This is a genomic window from Paenibacillus sp. Cedars, assembly GCF_003184205.1.
In the GTDB taxonomy this organism is placed as follows: domain Bacteria; phylum Bacillota; class Bacilli; order Paenibacillales; family Paenibacillaceae; genus Paenibacillus_AQ; species Paenibacillus_AQ glucanolyticus.
Genome location: NZ_CP020866.1, coordinates 1119780 through 1137823 on the forward strand (window position 1 = coordinate 1119780; position 18044 = coordinate 1137823).

16 protein-coding genes and 1 pseudogene are annotated in these 18044 nt (G+C 47.9%); 7 read left to right on the forward strand and 10 right to left on the reverse strand.

Annotated features, from left to right (window positions below):
- The first annotated feature begins 62 nt into the window (after positions 1-62).
- The gene (locus B9D94_RS06925) at positions 63-560 is read left to right on the forward strand and encodes an SRPBCC domain-containing protein (RefSeq protein ID WP_006212011.1); all 498 of its coding nucleotides are present in this window, start codon (positions 63-65) and stop codon (positions 558-560) included.
- A gap of 30 nt (positions 561-590) precedes the next feature.
- Complete coding sequence (locus tag B9D94_RS06930) at positions 591-929, forward strand: DUF1801 domain-containing protein (protein WP_006212010.1); 339 nt, start codon at positions 591-593, stop codon at positions 927-929.
- Between the two features lie 934 nt (positions 930-1863).
- Here the strand turns inward: B9D94_RS06930 and B9D94_RS06935 are convergent.
- The 4 genes from B9D94_RS06935 to B9D94_RS06950 all read right to left on the reverse strand — a co-directional run bounded on the left by B9D94_RS06935 (position 1864) and on the right by B9D94_RS06950 (position 5120).
- Entirely contained in the window at positions 1864-2787 is a 924-nt protein-coding gene (locus tag B9D94_RS06935) for a S66 peptidase family protein (protein WP_148246692.1), read from the reverse strand.
- 125 nt (positions 2788-2912) lie between these two features.
- Positions 2913-3725: an NmrA family NAD(P)-binding protein gene (locus B9D94_RS06940; RefSeq protein WP_148246693.1), complete on the reverse strand. Its 813-nt coding sequence runs from the start codon at positions 3723-3725 to the stop codon at positions 2913-2915.
- A 57-nt stretch (positions 3726-3782) separates the two neighbouring features.
- On the reverse strand, positions 3783-4241 hold the full coding sequence (locus tag B9D94_RS06945; protein WP_231888231.1) for a MarR family winged helix-turn-helix transcriptional regulator: 459 nt from the start codon (positions 4239-4241) through the stop codon (positions 3783-3785).
- Between the two features lie 51 nt (positions 4242-4292).
- The gene (locus B9D94_RS06950; protein ID WP_367613812.1) at positions 4293-5120 is read right to left on the reverse strand and encodes a helix-turn-helix domain-containing protein; all 828 of its coding nucleotides are present in this window, start codon (positions 5118-5120) and stop codon (positions 4293-4295) included.
- A 183-nt stretch (positions 5121-5303) separates the two neighbouring features.
- Between B9D94_RS06950 and B9D94_RS06955 the strand changes: the two are divergent.
- The 4 genes and pseudogenes from B9D94_RS06955 to B9D94_RS06970 all read left to right on the forward strand — a co-directional run bounded on the left by B9D94_RS06955 (position 5304) and on the right by B9D94_RS06970 (position 8837).
- Positions 5304-6164: pseudogene (locus tag B9D94_RS06955) on the forward strand (amidohydrolase).
- Positions 6165-6226: 62 nt separating this feature from the next.
- Positions 6227-7168 carry an aldo/keto reductase gene (locus B9D94_RS06960; protein ID WP_148246694.1) on the forward strand — a complete coding sequence of 314 codons (942 nt, stop codon included), beginning with the start codon at positions 6227-6229 and terminating at the stop codon, positions 7166-7168.
- 23 nt (positions 7169-7191) lie between these two features.
- The gene (locus B9D94_RS06965; RefSeq protein ID WP_148246695.1) at positions 7192-8205 is read left to right on the forward strand and encodes a zinc-binding alcohol dehydrogenase family protein; all 1014 of its coding nucleotides are present in this window, start codon (positions 7192-7194) and stop codon (positions 8203-8205) included.
- 200 nt (positions 8206-8405) lie between these two features.
- Positions 8406-8837 carry a DnaJ family domain-containing protein gene (locus B9D94_RS06970; RefSeq protein ID WP_040680919.1) on the forward strand — a complete coding sequence of 144 codons (432 nt, stop codon included), beginning with the start codon at positions 8406-8408 and terminating at the stop codon, positions 8835-8837.
- 99 nt (positions 8838-8936) lie between these two features.
- Here the strand turns inward: B9D94_RS06970 and B9D94_RS06975 are convergent, their stop codons facing one another.
- From B9D94_RS06975 to B9D94_RS07000, 6 genes are all read right to left on the reverse strand, one after another.
- Positions 8937-10457, reverse strand: coding sequence for an ABC transporter substrate-binding protein (locus B9D94_RS06975; RefSeq protein ID WP_148246696.1), 1521 nt, complete (start codon positions 10455-10457; stop codon positions 8937-8939).
- Positions 10458-10485: 28 nt separating this feature from the next.
- Entirely contained in the window at positions 10486-11247 is a 762-nt protein-coding gene (locus tag B9D94_RS06980) for a response regulator transcription factor (RefSeq protein WP_148246697.1), read from the reverse strand.
- On the reverse strand, positions 11222-12985 hold the full coding sequence (locus B9D94_RS06985; protein WP_148246698.1) for a sensor histidine kinase: 1764 nt from the start codon (positions 12983-12985) through the stop codon (positions 11222-11224). Before B9D94_RS06985 ends, B9D94_RS06980 begins: the two co-directional genes overlap by 26 nt.
- Before the next feature lie 143 nt (positions 12986-13128).
- Positions 13129-14625 carry an ABC transporter substrate-binding protein gene (locus B9D94_RS06990; protein ID WP_076152134.1) on the reverse strand — a complete coding sequence of 499 codons (1497 nt, stop codon included), beginning with the start codon at positions 14623-14625 and terminating at the stop codon, positions 13129-13131.
- Between the two features lie 90 nt (positions 14626-14715).
- Positions 14716-15645 (reverse strand): carbohydrate ABC transporter permease, encoded by a 930-nt coding sequence (locus tag B9D94_RS06995; protein ID WP_006211997.1) that lies wholly within the window; start codon positions 15643-15645, stop codon positions 14716-14718.
- A gap of 11 nt (positions 15646-15656) precedes the next feature.
- Entirely contained in the window at positions 15657-16613 is a 957-nt protein-coding gene (locus tag B9D94_RS07000) for an ABC transporter permease (RefSeq protein WP_006211996.1), read from the reverse strand.
- A 245-nt stretch (positions 16614-16858) separates the two neighbouring features.
- Between B9D94_RS07000 and B9D94_RS07005 the strand changes: the two genes are divergently transcribed.
- Positions 16859-17524, forward strand: coding sequence for a formylglycine-generating enzyme family protein (locus tag B9D94_RS07005; RefSeq protein ID WP_040680938.1), 666 nt, complete (start codon positions 16859-16861; stop codon positions 17522-17524).
- Positions 17525-18044: the final 520 nt, after the last annotated feature.

Sequence of the window (18044 nt, forward strand, 5' to 3'; positions counted from 1 at the left end):
AAAAAATGGGATAAAATCTGAGCAGAACCCTATTACCTACCCAAATGAGGAGGAAAAACACGATGAGTCAACAGGCAAATAAAGCAACAACGCGAGTAGAAGGACAAGCATTAATCATTGAGCGTATTTTCGAAGCACCGCGCGAGTTGGTGTGGGATGCTTGGACAAAGCCGGAGCATGTGTCCCGCTGGTGGGGTCACGGCGGAGTACCCCTCCATGCCTGCGAGATCGATTTGCGAGTGGGTGGCACCTACCGATATGTTCAGTTGGGTCCGGATGGGACCGAGTTTCCTATCATCGGTACGTATCGCGAAATTGTGAAGCCCGAGCGACTGAACTATACGATGATTTTTGACGTGGCTCCGTATAACGAGCACGAATCCGTCATTTTCGACTCGTTTGAACAGCTTGAAGGCGGTAAATCAAAATTGACGATGCGCACGGAATACGTCTCTGCTGAAGCCCTTCAAGGCTCACTGGCTTCCGGTGCGGAGCAAGGCGCGATTGCGTCCATGGAACGTTACGCCGAATATTTGGCCAAGTTGCAACAGGAAGTCTAATATCCATTGATAAGAGAGGACGTGTTGAAAATGAACCCAGAAGTATCCACATTTATTGAAAATCTGTCCTCGCCATGGCAAGTTCAATTGTGCGGTCAGCTTCGGCATATGGTCCACGAGACGATTCCCGGAGCGGAAGAGAAGATTCAATACAAGAAACCGCATTTTCTGAAGAACGGGCAGTTTGCTGCCGTCATCTCACCTTCGAAAGATGCAATTGCATTTATGATCATGAATACAGTCGGCATGGCGTTTCCGAAAGGCTTCGAGGGTCCGGCCGAACGGAAGTGGATCAAGCTGCGCGAAGGAGATAAGCCGGATCTGGCCCAATTGTCCGGCTATCTGAAGCAAGCATCCGAGTCGTTGTAATTGGGAAAGTAGCAGTTTTTTAGAGGATATAAGCAAAGAGAGAGAGTGGAGATAAGGTTCCTCACTCTCTTTATTTTTATCGAAAGAGAGGTTAAATCGGTGCAAGTTTCCGATGTGAGTTCCGAAGTCTCGCATCACGCAGTAAACGGCCCATCAAAAGGGCACGATAGTTGAAAATTGAAAATGGGAGAACCCTCATATTCTGATGGCTCTCCTTATTAACTTGCTGGGCTCTATTTCGATAACATCATGGCTCTCACTAATTAACCAAGTGGCTCTGCCGCACCGAAATATTCACAAGGACAGCGATGGTCGCCGTCCTTGTTGTGTTTTTTTATTGCAAACCAAACAAATGAATAATGCTTAAATAATGTAACCCTTCTTCACCAGTATGCCTTCCTACAGATGGCATTTTCCTTATGCATCTATCTTTAATTAGTAGTTCTATACAAGAAATTTTATATATGGTCAATATCGGAATAGATACTATGTATATTAACTGTCCAATTTCACAATCGGAATTCAGCAGATTGAAAGTGCAACTCGAGGAAGCTTTAGGCGAAAAGTTTCATCCAGAAAGAAAGCACAAACAAGATAGCAAGAAACAGACAGAGGAGAAGTATCTTAAAAATACATTTATTACCTATGCCTATGCCAAGCTAGGTTTTCAGAAAATAAGATTACGGAAAATACACCGGGACGGTGTGTTGGAAATTTCTCCGGTCTCGACAGCATGGGATCAAAGAGACGCTACATTTTACGTGAAATAAGTCAGGTGTGAAGGGATTGCCCATCTGTAGCGCAGCTATGAGTTTACCTGCAGCATCACATAGAAATGAAGGCAGCTGATCGTAATGATCAACTGCCTTTTTTTCATTAATATCTCGCTGCGCATGGGCAGCATGGGGATGAAGCGAGGGCCATGCAACGAGCTTTATGTACTGATCGTAGGTTCAACCACGGTTATGGTCTTAAGAATGGAATCGAGATTAACCAAGGCGCCAATCGGCAGAGCTGCTTTATACAAACCATGACCCGTGGCAAGATTTGTGATCAACGGCTTGCCGAGCGGCACAATGAACTCGTTGATGACATCCTCGTAGGATTTGCCGTAAGCAGCCTGGCAGCCTGTACATTCCCCCGTAATAATGCCGATGCAGTCACGGAATTTCCCAGCGAGTTTCAAATCGTTCAAGTACCTGTAGACGGTATTGGTCGGTTCATGCGTTTCTTCAAGAACGATTATTTTGCCCCGTGTATCGATTTCGAAAGGCGTTCCAAGCGTATCTACAAACGAGGTTAAATTACCGCCCACAAGCGGCCCCGTAACGTTGCCCGGAACTCGGCTGATCAGAGGCATCTCGGGGGGGTTCAGGATGGGCCGTGTTAATGAATACAGGGACGTCGCGGCAAAAAACTGGTCGTAATTGTAGGAGGGCGTCTCGGGTTTGAAGTCGATAAGCAAGAGGCTGTGAAACGTAATTAAATCCACGAATTGATGCAATGCGTTTAATAGTACCGTTATATCACTGTAGCCCGTCAAGATTTTCGGATGGTTCCGGATCACATGATAATCAAGGTATGGAAGGATTCCGGCTACTCCGGTGCCGCCTCTTGTGGGCAGTATCATTTTCACCTGATCGTCTTGAAACATCATCATTAAATCGGATGCCCGCTGTTCGTCTGTTCCGGCCAGAAACCCGTTTTGGGCATATACATATTGGCCCAATACGACATTGAACTCCATGGCTCGTAAATACTCGATCCGTGCATTGATGATGTTGGCATCGAGCGGGCTGCCCAAGGTAACGATTCCAACGGTATCGCCTCTCTGCAATATGGGCGGACGTATCGGCATATTCCTGCCTCCTTCCTTGAGTCCCAGGGGCCATCGTATTCCCGTATTGCTTAATTATATTGGGTACGTTGGTTTCACAGTACTCAATGAAGGGGAAATGTCGATTCATCGTCAGTCGGATCTAATCACTGCCCGACATAAGCTTTCATGCTTTCTTTCATCGTTGTTAACGGGCGTCCCAATAAATTCTCCAGATCGCCAGAAGTTGAAGCCGTATCGATTTTTCTTAAAAAGCTGAATATCCAATGCTGTAACTCGTTGGTGGGACATAGGGATATCGCTCTGCCCGTTAGTTCTGAAAGAGTGGAGGCTACATCGCTGAAGGTCCAAACGTCAGGCGCCACAAGCTCATACGTTTTATTAAGATGGCCCTCACCGGATAATGCTGCCGCGATGGCGGCTCCCAGATCGGAGCGCGTAACCGCATTGAATTTCCACGACCCCGGATGGATACGAAGATTTCCTGTCAGAATGGACGCATTCACATCGAGTGCTTCGATAAAGTCCATATATAGGCCATTGCGAAGAAAAGTATACGGAATTCCGGTTGTGCGAATGGCATGTTCCGTTGCCAAATGCAAATGGGTCAGTGAAATGTCGCTATGTTCGGGAAAGGCAAAGCTGGTATAGAATATATGGCCAACGTTCGCTTTTTTTGCAGCTTCTATTACATGGGCATGCTGCCGCATACGAACGGTATCATCGGGATGGGGACTAGAGATGAACAACAGCCGCGAAGCACCCACGAAGGCCTTCTCCAGGGAGGCGGGCTCGTCGTAGTTGCAGAAACGAACAGTTATTCCTTGGTCCTCCCATGATTTTCCGGATTCCATACGCCGAACGCAAGCAACGATTTGATCAGGTGAAACATGGTGAAGAAGCTCTTGGATTATGAGGCTGCCGAGCCGGCCATTGGCTCCTGTAATTACGATTGACATTGCCATCATCCTTTTTGATTTTAATTAAGTGCTTAACCAAATGGGCGTGAAAAGCCGTCACGCCTCCTTTAATTTACGCAGAAGGGCCAGTAGCTGCTTTAATTCTTCGTCATTCAGCACGTTCATCTTAGCGGAAACTTGCTGCCTGTTCGCAGGCAGGTTGTGGATTAATAAATGCTGACCTTCATTTGTAATGCTGATAACCGATTTTCGACCGTCCCGGGGATGGTTATCCCGCCGAATCAAGCCTTCATTTTCCAAGGGGGTGAGCAGCAGGCTGATATTGGGTTTGGTTACTCCGATTTGTTGTGCCAGCTTGGAGGGAAGCATGGTTCCTCCCTCTTTCATAAGTTCAACTAATATACGTATTCTGGCTCCGTTCAGCCCTTGTGCCTTCCAGTAGCTTTCGGATACGTCGACCAGCTTTGCCGTTGTTTCCACCAACGTGAAGAAAGCAAGGGTTGGCAGCGGCAAATCCAGCACGTATTGTTGCAGGTCGTCATTCAACGAGATCACACCCCCTATTTAGTTAAGTGCTTAACTATAAATAATATAATTCTAAATGGGTCAACTGTCAATTACCTGCTTCCTATACGCTCCGGGAGTCATTCCCGTCAACGTTTTGAAATTTCGATGAAAGTGAGTCAGGGTGTCGTACCCGCAGATTTCAGCGATTTGTCCGATAGATTTCTCGTGGTGTAGCAGGAGCTCTTTAGCACGGGCGATTCGTTTGGCATTGATGTAACCCGTAACATGCAAACCGGTATATTTCTTGAACATACGGGAAAAATGGGCCGGGTCTACCGATGCATGGGCCGACAGAGTGGCTAGTCCTATGGGTTGATCCAGATGTTCATGAATCCATTGGATGGAATTCCTCAACCAGGAGGGGCCGATCTGTGAGTGGGCCGGCTGTTCTGCGGACAAGGTACTGATGTAGCGATTGATATGCAGCAGTAAGGAGCGCAGCAAGAGCACAAGCGCCTCGCGGAAACCCAACTGAGCAAGTCGGGTCTCTTCCGAGATCCTTTTTAGCATACCCTCGATATATTGTTGATTCGACTTGGGTAATTCATGACGATAAGATCCTGATTTTTGAGCAACGTCGAAGCAAGAAAGGATTGCATATTGCAGATCGCTTCCATTCGCACCTAAGACGAGCGAAGGCGCAAAGAATAAAGCACTCGAAATAATCGGATCATCCGGGTCAGGGAAAGAGCTGTGAATCGTGTTTCCGGGGATGATGAAAAGGTCGCCTGCTTTTTTCTCCATCAGCTTGTTTTCAATAAAAAAAGTGCCCTTTCCCTGGTACACATATACCAATTCGTAAAGATCATGCAAATGATGAGGCAGCTCCACTTCGGGGCTTTTTGTAGTCCGATAAACCAATTCCATCGGAAACAGGGGGTCCCCTTTAAATGGTTTGCGCAGGGGAGTCATGATCATCGCTCCTTACCTTCTAATAGAAACACAATATCAAAATAAGTTATAAAATTGCAATTCCACGCTATATTTGTACACAGACTTTGATCATACAATGAAAATAGCAAACATTACATCAAAAAGGCAGGGATGTTCATGAGAGTGGATGCCCATCAGCATTATTGGCTGATAGAACGAGGAGATTATGGATGGATCAAGCCGGATATTCCAGAGCTTTATCGAAACTTCCTGCCTTCTGATCTGAAGCCGCATTTGGATTTGCACCGGTTTGACGGCAGTATAACCGTCCAGGCGGCACCGACCATGGAAGAGACGGACTATCTATTGTCGCTCGCGGATCACGATTCTTCCATTCTCGGAGTGGTAGGATGGATCGATCTCTTCGATCCCGAACACCGGCAGCATTACGAGCGATTTCGGAAACATCCGAAATTTATCGGCTTTCGTATTATGATCCAGGATATGCCTGATGCCCAGGTGATCCTGGAGCCGTCATACATCGAAGCATTAAGTGGATATGCCAAGGAGGAGGTTCCAATTGATTTTCTTGTTCTGAGTCACCAGTTGGAACCGCTGCTGAAGCTAATCCAACATGTTCCCAGCATCCGCGGAGTTGTCGATCATCTGGGCAAACCGCCGATCCGGAGCGGACGGATCGAGCCTTGGGAGAGCCTCCTGAAGCAAATTGCCGGTTTTCCGAGTATCTACTGCAAGCTCTCCGGCATGGTAACCGAGGCGGAGCATCGCCGATGGAGTCAGGAGGATTTTAATAAGTATGTACATAAAGTGACAGCGATGTTCGGTCCTGAGCGGGTCATGTTCGGCAGCGATTGGCCCGTATGCCTGCTTTCGGCTGAATATGGCTAAGTGGTTGACGTATTGGCCGAAGCTCTGCCGAAATCATGGGGAGAGGCGGAATATGCCCGATTGTTCGGCCTGAATGCCAAGGCGTTTTACAAGCTTAAGGATGTTCGTGGTGACGGTCTGGAAGAATAGCTGGGATACTGCCGGGCAGCTCATGAATCGATATATCTATGAATAGGGAGGGTGTTTTCATCATGAAATATCGTAAGTTAGGTCGTACCGGGCTCGATGTTTCCGTATTAAGCTTCGGAGCTTCTTCGCTAGGCTCCGTCTTTCGGGAAACGGACGACCGCGAGGGAATCCGAACCGTGCACGCAGCCGTTGATGCGGGCATCAATTTGATCGATGTATCCCCCTATTACGGCTTGACGAAGGCGGAAAGCGTGCTGGGCGAAGCAATCCAACAATTACCCCGGGACAAGTTTATCCTGTCCACGAAAGCAGGCCGGTATGGCGAGCATGATTTTGATTTCACGTCCAAGCGGATTATCGACAGTGCCGAAGAGAGCTTGAAACGACTTAAAACCGATTACGTGGATATTCTTTTTCTGCATGATATAGAGTTCGTTCCCGCATCCGTTATTATCGAGGAGGCTCTTCCTGCACTCCAGCATCTAAAAGAGAAGGGGACAATCCGGTTTGGCGGGATTTGCGGTCTGCCGCTGCAGCTGTTCGAGAAACTGCTGCCCCAAGTGCAAGTGGACGTCATCATTTCTTATTGCCATTATTCTTTGAACGATCAGACACTTACCGGTTTGCTGCCGCTGCTTAACGACAAGGAAGTTGGCCTTATTAATGCATCTCCCTTATCCATGGGATTGCTTGGTCCCAGAGGAGCGCCGTCCTGGCACCCGGCTTCAACGGAGATCAAGGAAGCCTGCAGACGTGCGTCCGAATATTGCGCCAAAGCCGGAGTGGATATTGCGAAACTAGCTGTGCAGTTCTCAACCTCGAATGAACAGATACCGACAACGCTGGTCAGTACGGCTAACCCCGACAATATAAAGCGTAATGCTGCTTGGAGTGAAGAGTCGCTGGATCCTGTTGTCTTAGCCGAAGTGTTGAACATATTGGAGCCCGTACAAGGGCGGACTTGGACAAGCGGCCGTTCGGAATACAATGAAGGCATCCACTGATCAAGAGAAGGAGGCAGTTAGAAGTGAAGGGAATTGTGTGTAATCGGATTGGGGAATTTCAATACCGGGAGGACTTGCCTGAGCCACAATTACTCGACGGAGAAGCCATCATCCGCATCAAGCGAATCGGAATTTGCGGTACGGATCTACATGCCTTCCGCGGTAATCAGCCTTTTTTCACGTACCCGCGAATTCTCGGTCATGAGTTATCCGGTGTGATTGAAAAGGTCGGAGTTAACGATGAGGGATTGAAGGTCGGGGACACCGTCTGTGTCATTCCTTATATACACTGCGGAGAATGCTGGTCTTGCCTGAGAGGCAAAACCAACTGTTGTCGATCCATGAAAGTGATTGGCGTGCATCTCGACGGCGGCATGCGCGAGCGCATCTCCGTTCCGATTTCCCATTTGATGCGGACCGAAGGGCTGTCTTTGGATCAGGCGGCCTTGATAGAGCCGTTAGCCATTGGAACTCATGGCGTTAAGCGGGCGAATGTAACCAGCAAGGATACGGTTTTGGTGATCGGAGCCGGTCCTATTGGACTTGGGATCATGGTTTGTGCCAAAGCGATGGGAGCAACCCTTATCGCCATGGATACAAACGCCGATCGACTGGCCTTTTGCAAAGACTGGGCGAAGGTAGATCATACGATTCAGGTTGGAGAGGAACTATCCGATCTTTCGGCGCTAACAGGAGGAGAATTTCCCTCCATCGTTTTGGACGCAACAGGAAACCAGGAATCCATGACCAACGCTTTTCATATAGTTGCCCACGGGGGGACCTTGGTGTATGTCGGCTTGATTCAAGGAGAAATCTCATTTCGGGATTCTGAATTTCATAAACGGGAATTGACGCTGATGGGCAGCCGTAACGCAACCAAGGATGATTTCAATGAGGTGATGAAGCAGATCTCGGACGGCGGGCTGGATGTAGAACCGTACATAACTCATCGGTGCAGATTTGAAGAATTGATCCGTGAATTTCAGGGCTGGATGCATCCTTCCGCCAAGGTGATCAAAGCGATGGTGGAGCTTTGAACCATCCTTACTCAACGTATTAGCCTGGTTCAGAAGAAGTATATGAGCTTAATTCATTCCACACCGGTTCTTCCATTTACGGATGAGAAAATGTTATATTTTTCGATCATTTTACAGGTCATGACGATGGTTATGCAGAATGAGTTAAAGAAGGAGTCATGTTCATTCCCTCGGTAGGAGAAAAAAAGGAGGTGAAGCAGATGGATGTGAACAAGGACCCAAAGGAATCTGCTTCTGCAGCTGATGAAGATCAGCATCAAGAAAAAGAACGGCGTCCTGTGTCGACCAGCAGCGGGCTTCTGGAATCGGCGGTCGACAAGTTTGCAAGAGAAGGTGGCTTTGACGATTTGCCGTTGAAGGGAAAGCCAATCAAGATCGAAGACGGGGATGTATTAACCGGTATCATGAAAAACGCGAATTACCAGCCGGCATGGATTGAGCTGAGAAAAGAAATCGCCGCCGACATCAAGCGGCTCCTGGGTCGTCCGGAGCCAAATGCAATCCCGGAGGCTGAGCTGGAGGCCATCAACCAAAAAATTATGAAGTACAACCGGATGGTTCCGAATCCGCAGCTGCAAAAAGGACTCCTGTCCGGAATGAATTTGCAGGCAGCCTACGACAAATGGGAGTAAAACTGCAAATAGAGACCTTGAAGCAATCAGCTTCAAGGTCTCTTCTGAATATAGACAATAGGGTTCATTCACCCCGATTCAATTCCGCCTACCTGCCGCTTACTCTCTTTGGCTTCGCCAAGCGTCCAGCTGCTTCTGCACCTCTTGTCGTACTTCGTCCATGCCTGCTTGCTTTAGCTCCTCGTTAAACTTGGGGAGGATGGTATCGACATCGACGGAGCCTGTCATGAGGCTTGGATAATATTTTTGCCAGACCATCTCGATGTTAGCGGTTTGGGCGGTCAGGCTGGATAGATCCGGCGTGAATCCAAGAACAGTGGAGTTGACGACGCCGTCGTTGTATTTACGGAATTGGTCCCATTTGTCGAGGGGTTCCGGGTTATCGCCGCCCATGGTTTTCAGAATAAACCAATTCCCCTGCGTGTACTGCACTCCTGAATAGCTGCTTGCCGGCGTATCCGGGACGGCGTCGTCATTGCTGTTCTTATCCGTAATCAGAACTACTTGGCCCTGTTCATCCAGCGTGTAGTGCACGCTTTCGATCCCGTAATTGAACAAGTTGCGTATTTCCGGGTCCGTATTCAGCAAATTCAGGAATTTTATGCACTCCACGGGATGTTTGGTGTTGGCATTAACGGCCATGATGCCTCCACGGACGGCTTCCGTAGTCACGGTGTTAGGGGTTACGGGATGGGCTACAAGTTTGTAGCCGCGATCCTTGCTCCAAGTTGTCTCCGAGAGCGGTCCGCCGCCCGAGGACTTCCAGAACACCTTGGCCCCTCGCTTAAGCGCTCCAGGCTCTCGCAGCGCGGCATCCTTGTTAATGAAGCCCTCCTTGTAATAACGCCGCAACGTATCCAGCACCTGCCGCGCTTCCTTGGTTTCGAAGATATTCACCACCTGGGCGGCAGGGTCCAGCGATTGCACCATCAAGGGCAATTTATGGTTCAGAATATATTCGTATCCATGGAGCGCGAAGAAATTCTGTGAATCCCGGTCCAATTCCATAGGAATGTATGCCGGCTCTTCCTGGCGAATCATTCGTAGCAAGGGTTCAAGGGATTCCAGCGTATTGTATTGGGTAATGTCGATATTGTGCTTGTTCACGATGGAAGCGGGGTACATCCAATGATCACGTACGGCTAATTCCTTATTGGTGGGCACGCCGTAAATGCTGCCATCGTTCATACGCACCCCTTGCCAGAAGGTTGGGTCGATGGCATCGTACATGTCCTTACCAATGCCGGTAAGGTAATCATCAAGCTTCAGCCAGGCGCCGCGCATCGCGGTAGTTGCATAATCGGGGGCAAAAGCGATATCAAACGGACTTCCGGCGGATATCAGCGTGTTCAGCCGATCCTCGTATTCCAGCCAGCTTACCTTGACATAGGTGATCGTTACGCCGATTTTGCGAGCCATGATTTCATTGATTTTGTCGTTTACGAGCTGGAGATCCTTGTCCGGCTCTCCGATCGTATAATAGATCAGGTTAACCGTGTCGCCATCGTAGGCCTCGTCGTTATGTCCGGGCTGCGGGAAACAGCCGGTTGTATACGATGTGAGCAGCATTATAAGAACAATATGCATGAACCATCTTCGGGGTCTGGCATGCTTCAACATCGATCTCCTCCTTTCTCGCAGCGTGTTGTTATCCTTTTCCCCGCAGTTCAGAAGGAGATTTACCGAAAAAGTTGTGAAATTGCGTATAGAAATAATTGAGATTGTTGTAGCCCACCGAAAGCGCGATGCAGGAAATTTTCTCATCGGTTCCTTGAATTCGTTCTTGAGCAAGAAGCATTCGGTAAGCCATAAGATATTCTGAGAACTTCATAGCGGTTTCTTTGAGAAACAATTGTCCAAGGTAGGTGCTGTTCATCTGAAAACGCTCCGCCACGGATTTTAAGGTGATGTTCTGAGCATACTCTGTCTTGATCATCAGCACAATGCGGTTGACCAGCTTCGATAAGCTGTCATAACTTACACCTAATACCGGATCCCTGTTCAAACTCTCGCTATTTATATCACCAATCGAACCATTCAGATCCTCCACTATAATCTTCTCGATCACTTGCTGCAGTTTGGTGCGTTCCACAGGCTTGAGCAGATAGTCTTTGACACCGCAGCGAATGGCTTCCAGAGCATACTTGAATTCGCTATAACCGCTCATGATAATAAATTTAGTAGGGAGCTGAAATTCGTTGAGTCTGCGAATCGCCTCATATCCAAGCTCCTTGCCGATGCAGACATCAAATATGGCGATGTCCGGCATCAGGTCCACCGCTTTGGACATGGCTTCGTTGATGGATTCGCAGGTTTCGATCCGGCCGAAGCCGTATTGCTTCCAATCCAGAATTCGCTTCATCCCCTCCAAAATCTGAGGTTCGTCATCCACAATCATCAGTTTGTACATGTGCAATCACCTCTTTTGAAATCCGCACGGAAATCTTGACTCCGGCTTCCTCATTATTCTCAATCTCTATCGAAAACCCGTTCCCATAGAAGAAGTGAAGGCGTGTGTATACGTTGCGCAGCCCAATGCTGCCGGAAGACGGATCATCGTGGTTAGACAGCGTGCTTCGGACGTTTTCCAAGCGCTCTGGCGAAATCCCGCTCCCGTTATCCACAAATTCCAGCACGTAACACGCTTCGGACTCAAAACCATTAACTACATACAGATTAAACTCATGATGGGTGTTGAAGCCGTGAATGAAAAAATTCTCAGCCAAAGGCTGCATCCAGAATTTCACGGTAGGGAGCAAGAGCAGCGGCGGCTCCACATTGATTTGGTAATAAAAACGTCCCGGGTATTTAAACTCCATAATCTCCAAGTACTTCTGCAGCAATTCCAGCTCACTTGCAATCGAAATGACAGTTTCCTTCTTCACCATCTCCCGATAGAGCGTCCCTAACGTAGCAATGGCGTCCGCGGTGTCCCTGTCCTGGTTGACAAGGGCCGTGGAGCGGATAACCTCTAACGTATTGTATAAAAAATGAGGGTTGATCTGATGTTGAAGCGCTTTCATTTCAGTTTCCTGCTGTTTGATTTTCAGCAGATATTCATTGCGGATATGCTTATTCAGCTGCTGAATCATATCGTCCAATTCCCGGGCGATCATGCCGTATTCATTGCGACGGTAGCGGGCAGGCCCGCTTGGCGTAAAATTGGCCATCTTCACACGTCCTATCGATTGAATGATGCGGCGGAGGAAGAGGGCATCATCCCGCATATTGTATGCAATGAGAAGAAGCACGCTAATCATGGCTGCCAATACGATCAGAAAAACGGTGACCAGCATGCCGGCATGTTGACGAATCAGCATGGATAAATCAATGAGGGTAATGAATTTGAAATTAAATTTGGTGGATGGGAAGGAGGCAAATAGGATATGCTTCATGAACCCTTTCGAAATAAAACCATGACTGCGTCCATCCGCCTCAGCCAGACGGGATAGCTCCTCCAGGTCCTGGTCCTGTCCATTGCCGATGAGATAGGTATCGCCAGAAGCACTAACGGCAGCAGCATTGCCGAATCGAAAATTTCGTATGGATTTAAAAACCTGATCACTGCTGATCAGGAAGCGCATTTCCCCGAACTCCGGAGCGCCGAGCGCCGGATCCGACAATTTCTTGCGATATACGAAGCCCTTCATAATGGTATCGCGAAAGGCCTCATCTGCATTCGGCAGCCCGAAGCTGAAGCTTGCCGTTCCGGTTTCGTTAAAACGTACGACATTGCCATACCGGGCGGTGTGCAGACTAATCTGCGTAATTTCGCCTTGCGCCCAGCTGTACAGGTAGGTCTTAACGTCCTCCGGAAAGGAAACCAACGGCTGTGAGAATTGGCTGTTGACCAGCCTGTTGGTTAAGTAGCCTTCCGCGCTGCTGCTTAAAAAGCTGCGAGCGTCGTTCATCAGACCGGGATTGGAGTATATCCGCTGCATGTAGGCTTCGATTCGGTCGGCATCATACTGCAGCTCGTTCTCAACGCGCGCGAAGGCATTGGCCGCCTCAATGCGGGCATTGCCAATCCATTGATTCAGCAGCATGGCACTGGTCAGCGTACCGAGGGTGAGTCCGATGGCCACGACGAAGATACAATAGGCAATAAACTTGTGACGATAAATTTTGATTTGTAAAAAAGAGCCCATTACGACACCTCGATTGCAGCAGATCGGCCGAAATAATCGTTGCTATATCCCAATGTAACACGATTAACACCAAGCTTCATAGGTGTAAGGAAAAAGCATCCCTTAACAGCGACTCATTAAGGGATGCGCATGAATTCTAAGCATTACTTGAAGTATTGGTTGATTTGCTCCTGAGCAGCTTGCATAATCGTGTCCATGCCGGCCGACTTTAATTCCGCCGTGATTTTGGGCACCATTTTCTCCGGATCGGATGCACCTGTAATGAGTTCATATTTGTATTTATCCCATACGGCCTGGCAATTCGCCACTTCGGTTTGAAGATCGGTAATGTCAAGCGCGAAGCCCAGAATCGTTGAAGAGGTCGCTGCATCGTTCAGCTTTTTGACCTGTTCCCATTGATCTTCAGGAGCGCCTTTTGTAACCGCTAAATTAAAGAACGTCCCTTGCGTATAGGCAGCCAGCGGCCAAGTATCGGAGGTGCGCTCAATCACCTTCTCGCCATCAACGTTGTTGTAGTCCACGCCTAACTCGCCGAAGGCCAGCATATTGCGGAGCTTGGGATCCGTATTCACTAACTCGAGGTACTTCAGGGCTTCCTGTTTATATTTTGAATTCGCCGAAATTGCGTTTAGCGAGCCTTGGATCGTACTGGTTGTATAAATAGGTCCGTAATGCTGAACCATATCGTACTTCTCCACGGCGTCATTGATTTGCCAGCTGACCTCTGCCCCAGGGAAGGCCTGGGCTGCAAAGAATGCTCTTCCTTTGTCGTTCTCTGTTTTTGTCGGCGCATCCGGGTTGATGATGCCGTCCTGGTACCACCCATGCAAGAGCTTCAGGTTTGCCATGATATCAGGCTGCTCAAGGACAGAGACAACCGTACGCGAAGCATCGTCAGCCTTTACGCCGATGGGCGGGAAGCCTAAGGTCAAATCGTCATACTCGTTGAAGAAGCCGTTCAAGCCTTCGCCTTGCGTCATCGGGAGCGGATAGAAGCTTTTGCCTTCGCCAGCCTTCATGTCATGGAGAGGCTTATCCAGATCCTGCAATGTTTTCATCTGATTGATATCGATATTGTACTTTTGTACATGCTTATCATCGAATACCCAGTACTGCGTCAGTGCCGAATCCTTGTAAGTCGGAACAGAATAATACTTACCGCCGATTTTTGTGCCTTCCCATACCTTCTCGGGAATCAATTTGTACAAGTCGGGCGTTTCACTCTGCACCAGATCCGTGATATCGGCAAATGCGCCCATAGCTACTTGTTTGCTGTATTTACCACTGTTCGTGAACATGATGTCAAATGGCTCGCCGGTATTCACAATGGTATTCATTTTGGTGTCCCATTCCCCCCAGCTGGCAACCTTGATGTCAATCTTCACGCCAATCTTCTCGGCTGTGTATGCATTCATGGCATCAATCGCTTTGCTGAAATTGTTAGGCACTTGACCTCCAATGGTCCACCAAGTCAGCGTTGGGACATCCTTGCTTGCAGCTGCGGATTCTTTAGATGTGTCCGGTGTCGTCGAAGATCCATCAGACGTGGATGCAGGCTTCGAGCCGCCACAGGCCGCCAAAGCAGCCAGCATAAGTGTCATCACGCACAGTGCAGATAAGAACCTTAAAGATTTCTTCATTCCATTTCCCCCTTTTTGAAGTTAACTCACCGTAAAAGTTGTATAAGAGTGATCTATCATAAACCAAGTATGGCTTGGCTTATTTCGCTGTTATCCTTTGACTGCACCGACCGTAAGTCCGGATATAAAGTACTTTTGGAAAAAAGGGTAGGCGAATGCGACAGGCAGAACGATGAGAATGGCTACAGCCATGCGGGCAGATTCCTTCGGCATCGTTGCGACAAGCAGCGCGTAGCTGACGCCCATGCTTGCGGCATTCTTGGCAAGTGCATCCACATTGCTCATTAAGCTGTTAAGCAGTGCTTGCAGAGAATAGAGGTTCTGGTTGTCGATATACAGCATCGATTGGAACCAGTCGTTCCAGTAACTAAAGCAGAGAAACAGTCCGATCGTTGCGATGACCGGTAGCGAGATCGGCATGATGATGGAGAAGAAGATTCGCAGCTGGCTCGCGCCATCAATTTCGGCAGATTCGATCAGCCCATCCGGAATCGTGCTTTTGAAGAAGGTTTTACATATGATGACGTTGAACGATGAAACAGCCAGCGGTAGAATTAGGGCCCAGACGCTATCCTTGAGACCTAACAGATTGGTGTTAATGAAATAACTGGATACCAAGCCGCCATTGAAGACCATGGGGATGAACACGACCCAAGTCAGAAAACCTCTCAGCTTGTAGGTCGGGCGAGAGAGTACATATCCCATCGAAGTGGTCAGCAGTACACCAAGTACGGTACCAGCTACGGTAACAAGTGCGGATACGCCGAGCGCGCGTAGAATCATCGTACCCTGCTTGACGATATAGACGTAGGCGTCAGCTGACAAAGCAACCGGCAGCAGATGATATCCCGTCTCGCGGATGGAGTCTTCACTGGAGAATGAAATCGATAGAACAACAACAACAGGGATGACGCAGAGCAGCGCCAGGATTATAAAAATCAGATTAAACAGAAGGTTCACGGCTTTGTTTGTACGGTTAAACTTCTCCAGGCCCGTCTCATAAGCGGTTTTCGTTGTCATCGTTTTGCCTCCTACATCATCGCGCTGTCCGGATCAATTCGGCGAACAATCCAGTTAGCGATCAGAATGGTAGCACACCCCAGAACAGACTGCACAAATGCGGCAGCAGAGGCCATCCCTACGGTGGCGGTTTTTAATTGTTTGTACACCATCACGTCGATGGTGGTAGACACGTTGAAGAGAGAGTTGGAATCTCGCGTAACCTGATAGAACAAACCGAAATCGGTGTAAAAAATCCGTCCGACGGCCAAAATGAACATCATGACAATCACCAGCTTGAGCATGGGCAATGTAATAAATCTTGTCTGCTGCCAGATGGAGGCGCCATCAATGACAGCTGCTTCATAATAAGTGCTGTCAATGCTCGTGATGGTTGCCAGATAGATGACCATGCCATAACCTAAGCCTTTCCAGATATTCAGGAGAATCAGAAAGTACGGCCAATAACTTGGCTCCATATACCAGTTAATCGGATCGCTGCCCATATTGACGAGCACTTGATTGACAATTCCTTTATCAAAGCTCAGGAAGGCCCAGCCTACGGCAGATACGACAACCCAGGATAGGAAATAGGGCAGGAACATCATCGTCTGATAGACTTTGCTTGCCTTTCGACTGTGGAGCAGACCGATCATAATGGCGAATAGAACGGGCAGTACAATCCCAGTAATGATAAAAATCATATTGTAGCCAATGGTGTTACGGATAATGATCCAGGCGTCATTCGACTTGAACAGGAACTCAAAGTTTTTGATGCCTATCCATGGACTGTTGAACACATTACTCAAGAAGCCGCCGCTAATCCTGAAATTTTTGAAGGCGATAATGATCCCGAACATCGGCAAGAAACTAAACAGGATGTACCAGATCGTCGTTGGCAATGCCAACAGGGTCAGTTCCGTATCCTGTTTGTGCCAGCGCATTCGAAAGCGCTTTCGTTTATCTTTTGGTTCGGCTGTAGAGCTCATGTCCGTCACTCCTTACGGGGATATCTCGCTTGTAGTGGCCTTGTTGAATTCATTGTATAAGAGAAAGTTTCGATGCTTCCAGACAACAAACTTGATACTATAGTCAACAAACGTTAGATTTGAAAGAATTGAATTGTGAAACACAACCTAAAATTGCTATTTATGGAATAAAAATAGCGGATAAGTTAGCAGGAACGGGAGGAGGAACGTGGTTGAAACCAGAGCGTAATCGAGACGGGTATCCTATGGTACAAATACCGGCAGGTGAAATTCAACTAAGGGACGATCGTATCAAGACAACATGGACAGCTCAGGTAAATTCTTTTTTGCTCGCACCGGTTCCAGTTACGGCTGCGTTGTATTGCTCGATTATGCAACAGACAGGTGAACTCGGCGACAAGCCTCAAGCGCCGATTGCGAATGTTTCATGGCATGATGCGATTCTCTTTTGTAATACAATATCGCAGAAGTCAGGTTTAAAGGCATGTTACTCGGTAAGCGATGATAGAGAGCAGGTTATCTGTGACCGGGAGACGGATGGCTATCGTTTACCTACAGAAGCGGAATGGCAGTATGCCTGTAAAGCAGGGACGGGTGGTTATCGGTACGGCGAGCTGGATCAAATTGCATGGTATGGTGAAAACTCGGAGGGTATGGCGCATGAAGTAGGCAAAAAGCTGCCGAATGCGTGGGGGCTCTACGATATGCTGGGAAATGTTTGGGAGTGGTGTTGGGATTTATACGACCCGGAAGTGTACGGTCCCTACAGAGTTTTTCGTGGTGGAAGCTGGGCTGAAGAAGCCAGGGGATGTGGAGCAACGTGCCGCCGCCGAAGTCATCCTACATTTCGAATTGAGGATCTGGGCTTTCGTCTTGCAAGGTCGATTCCCTCAAAGGGAATCACCTCCTGAATTACAAATGCATGAGCTGCTGTAAATCGATAGATTTTTCCACGGGAACCCAAACGCCCATTTATTACAGGTAATCTGTAATAAATGGGCGTTTGTTACGAATAGAGGTTTAGTCGGATAAACGTCTGGGACTGTTGACTCATCCGGTGAATTTTTATTGATAATACTAATAAAACAAGACTTATTCATGTTTTTCTATTCCAACACTTACAATTCCAAAAACATAAAGATTAAAAAATACATCAAATTAATTACATTAATTGTGTTTGAAAGCGTTGACAAAACAATGATATATGCTTATACTTCGATTAAATATACAGGATATTTGTATTAAATGAGGGGAATTTGAGTTTTGTTCTAGTTATTTTTTAGCTGAAAGGGGACTTGTTTTCGGGATGGTAATGAGAGCAGAAGCATGGCTTCCAGCGAGGAGGTGCTGGTCCGCATTTCTATGATCTTGTTGGAGTGAATAACATTCGCTTTCTGAGAAGCAACCAATGCTCCGAGATTTAAGAATGAA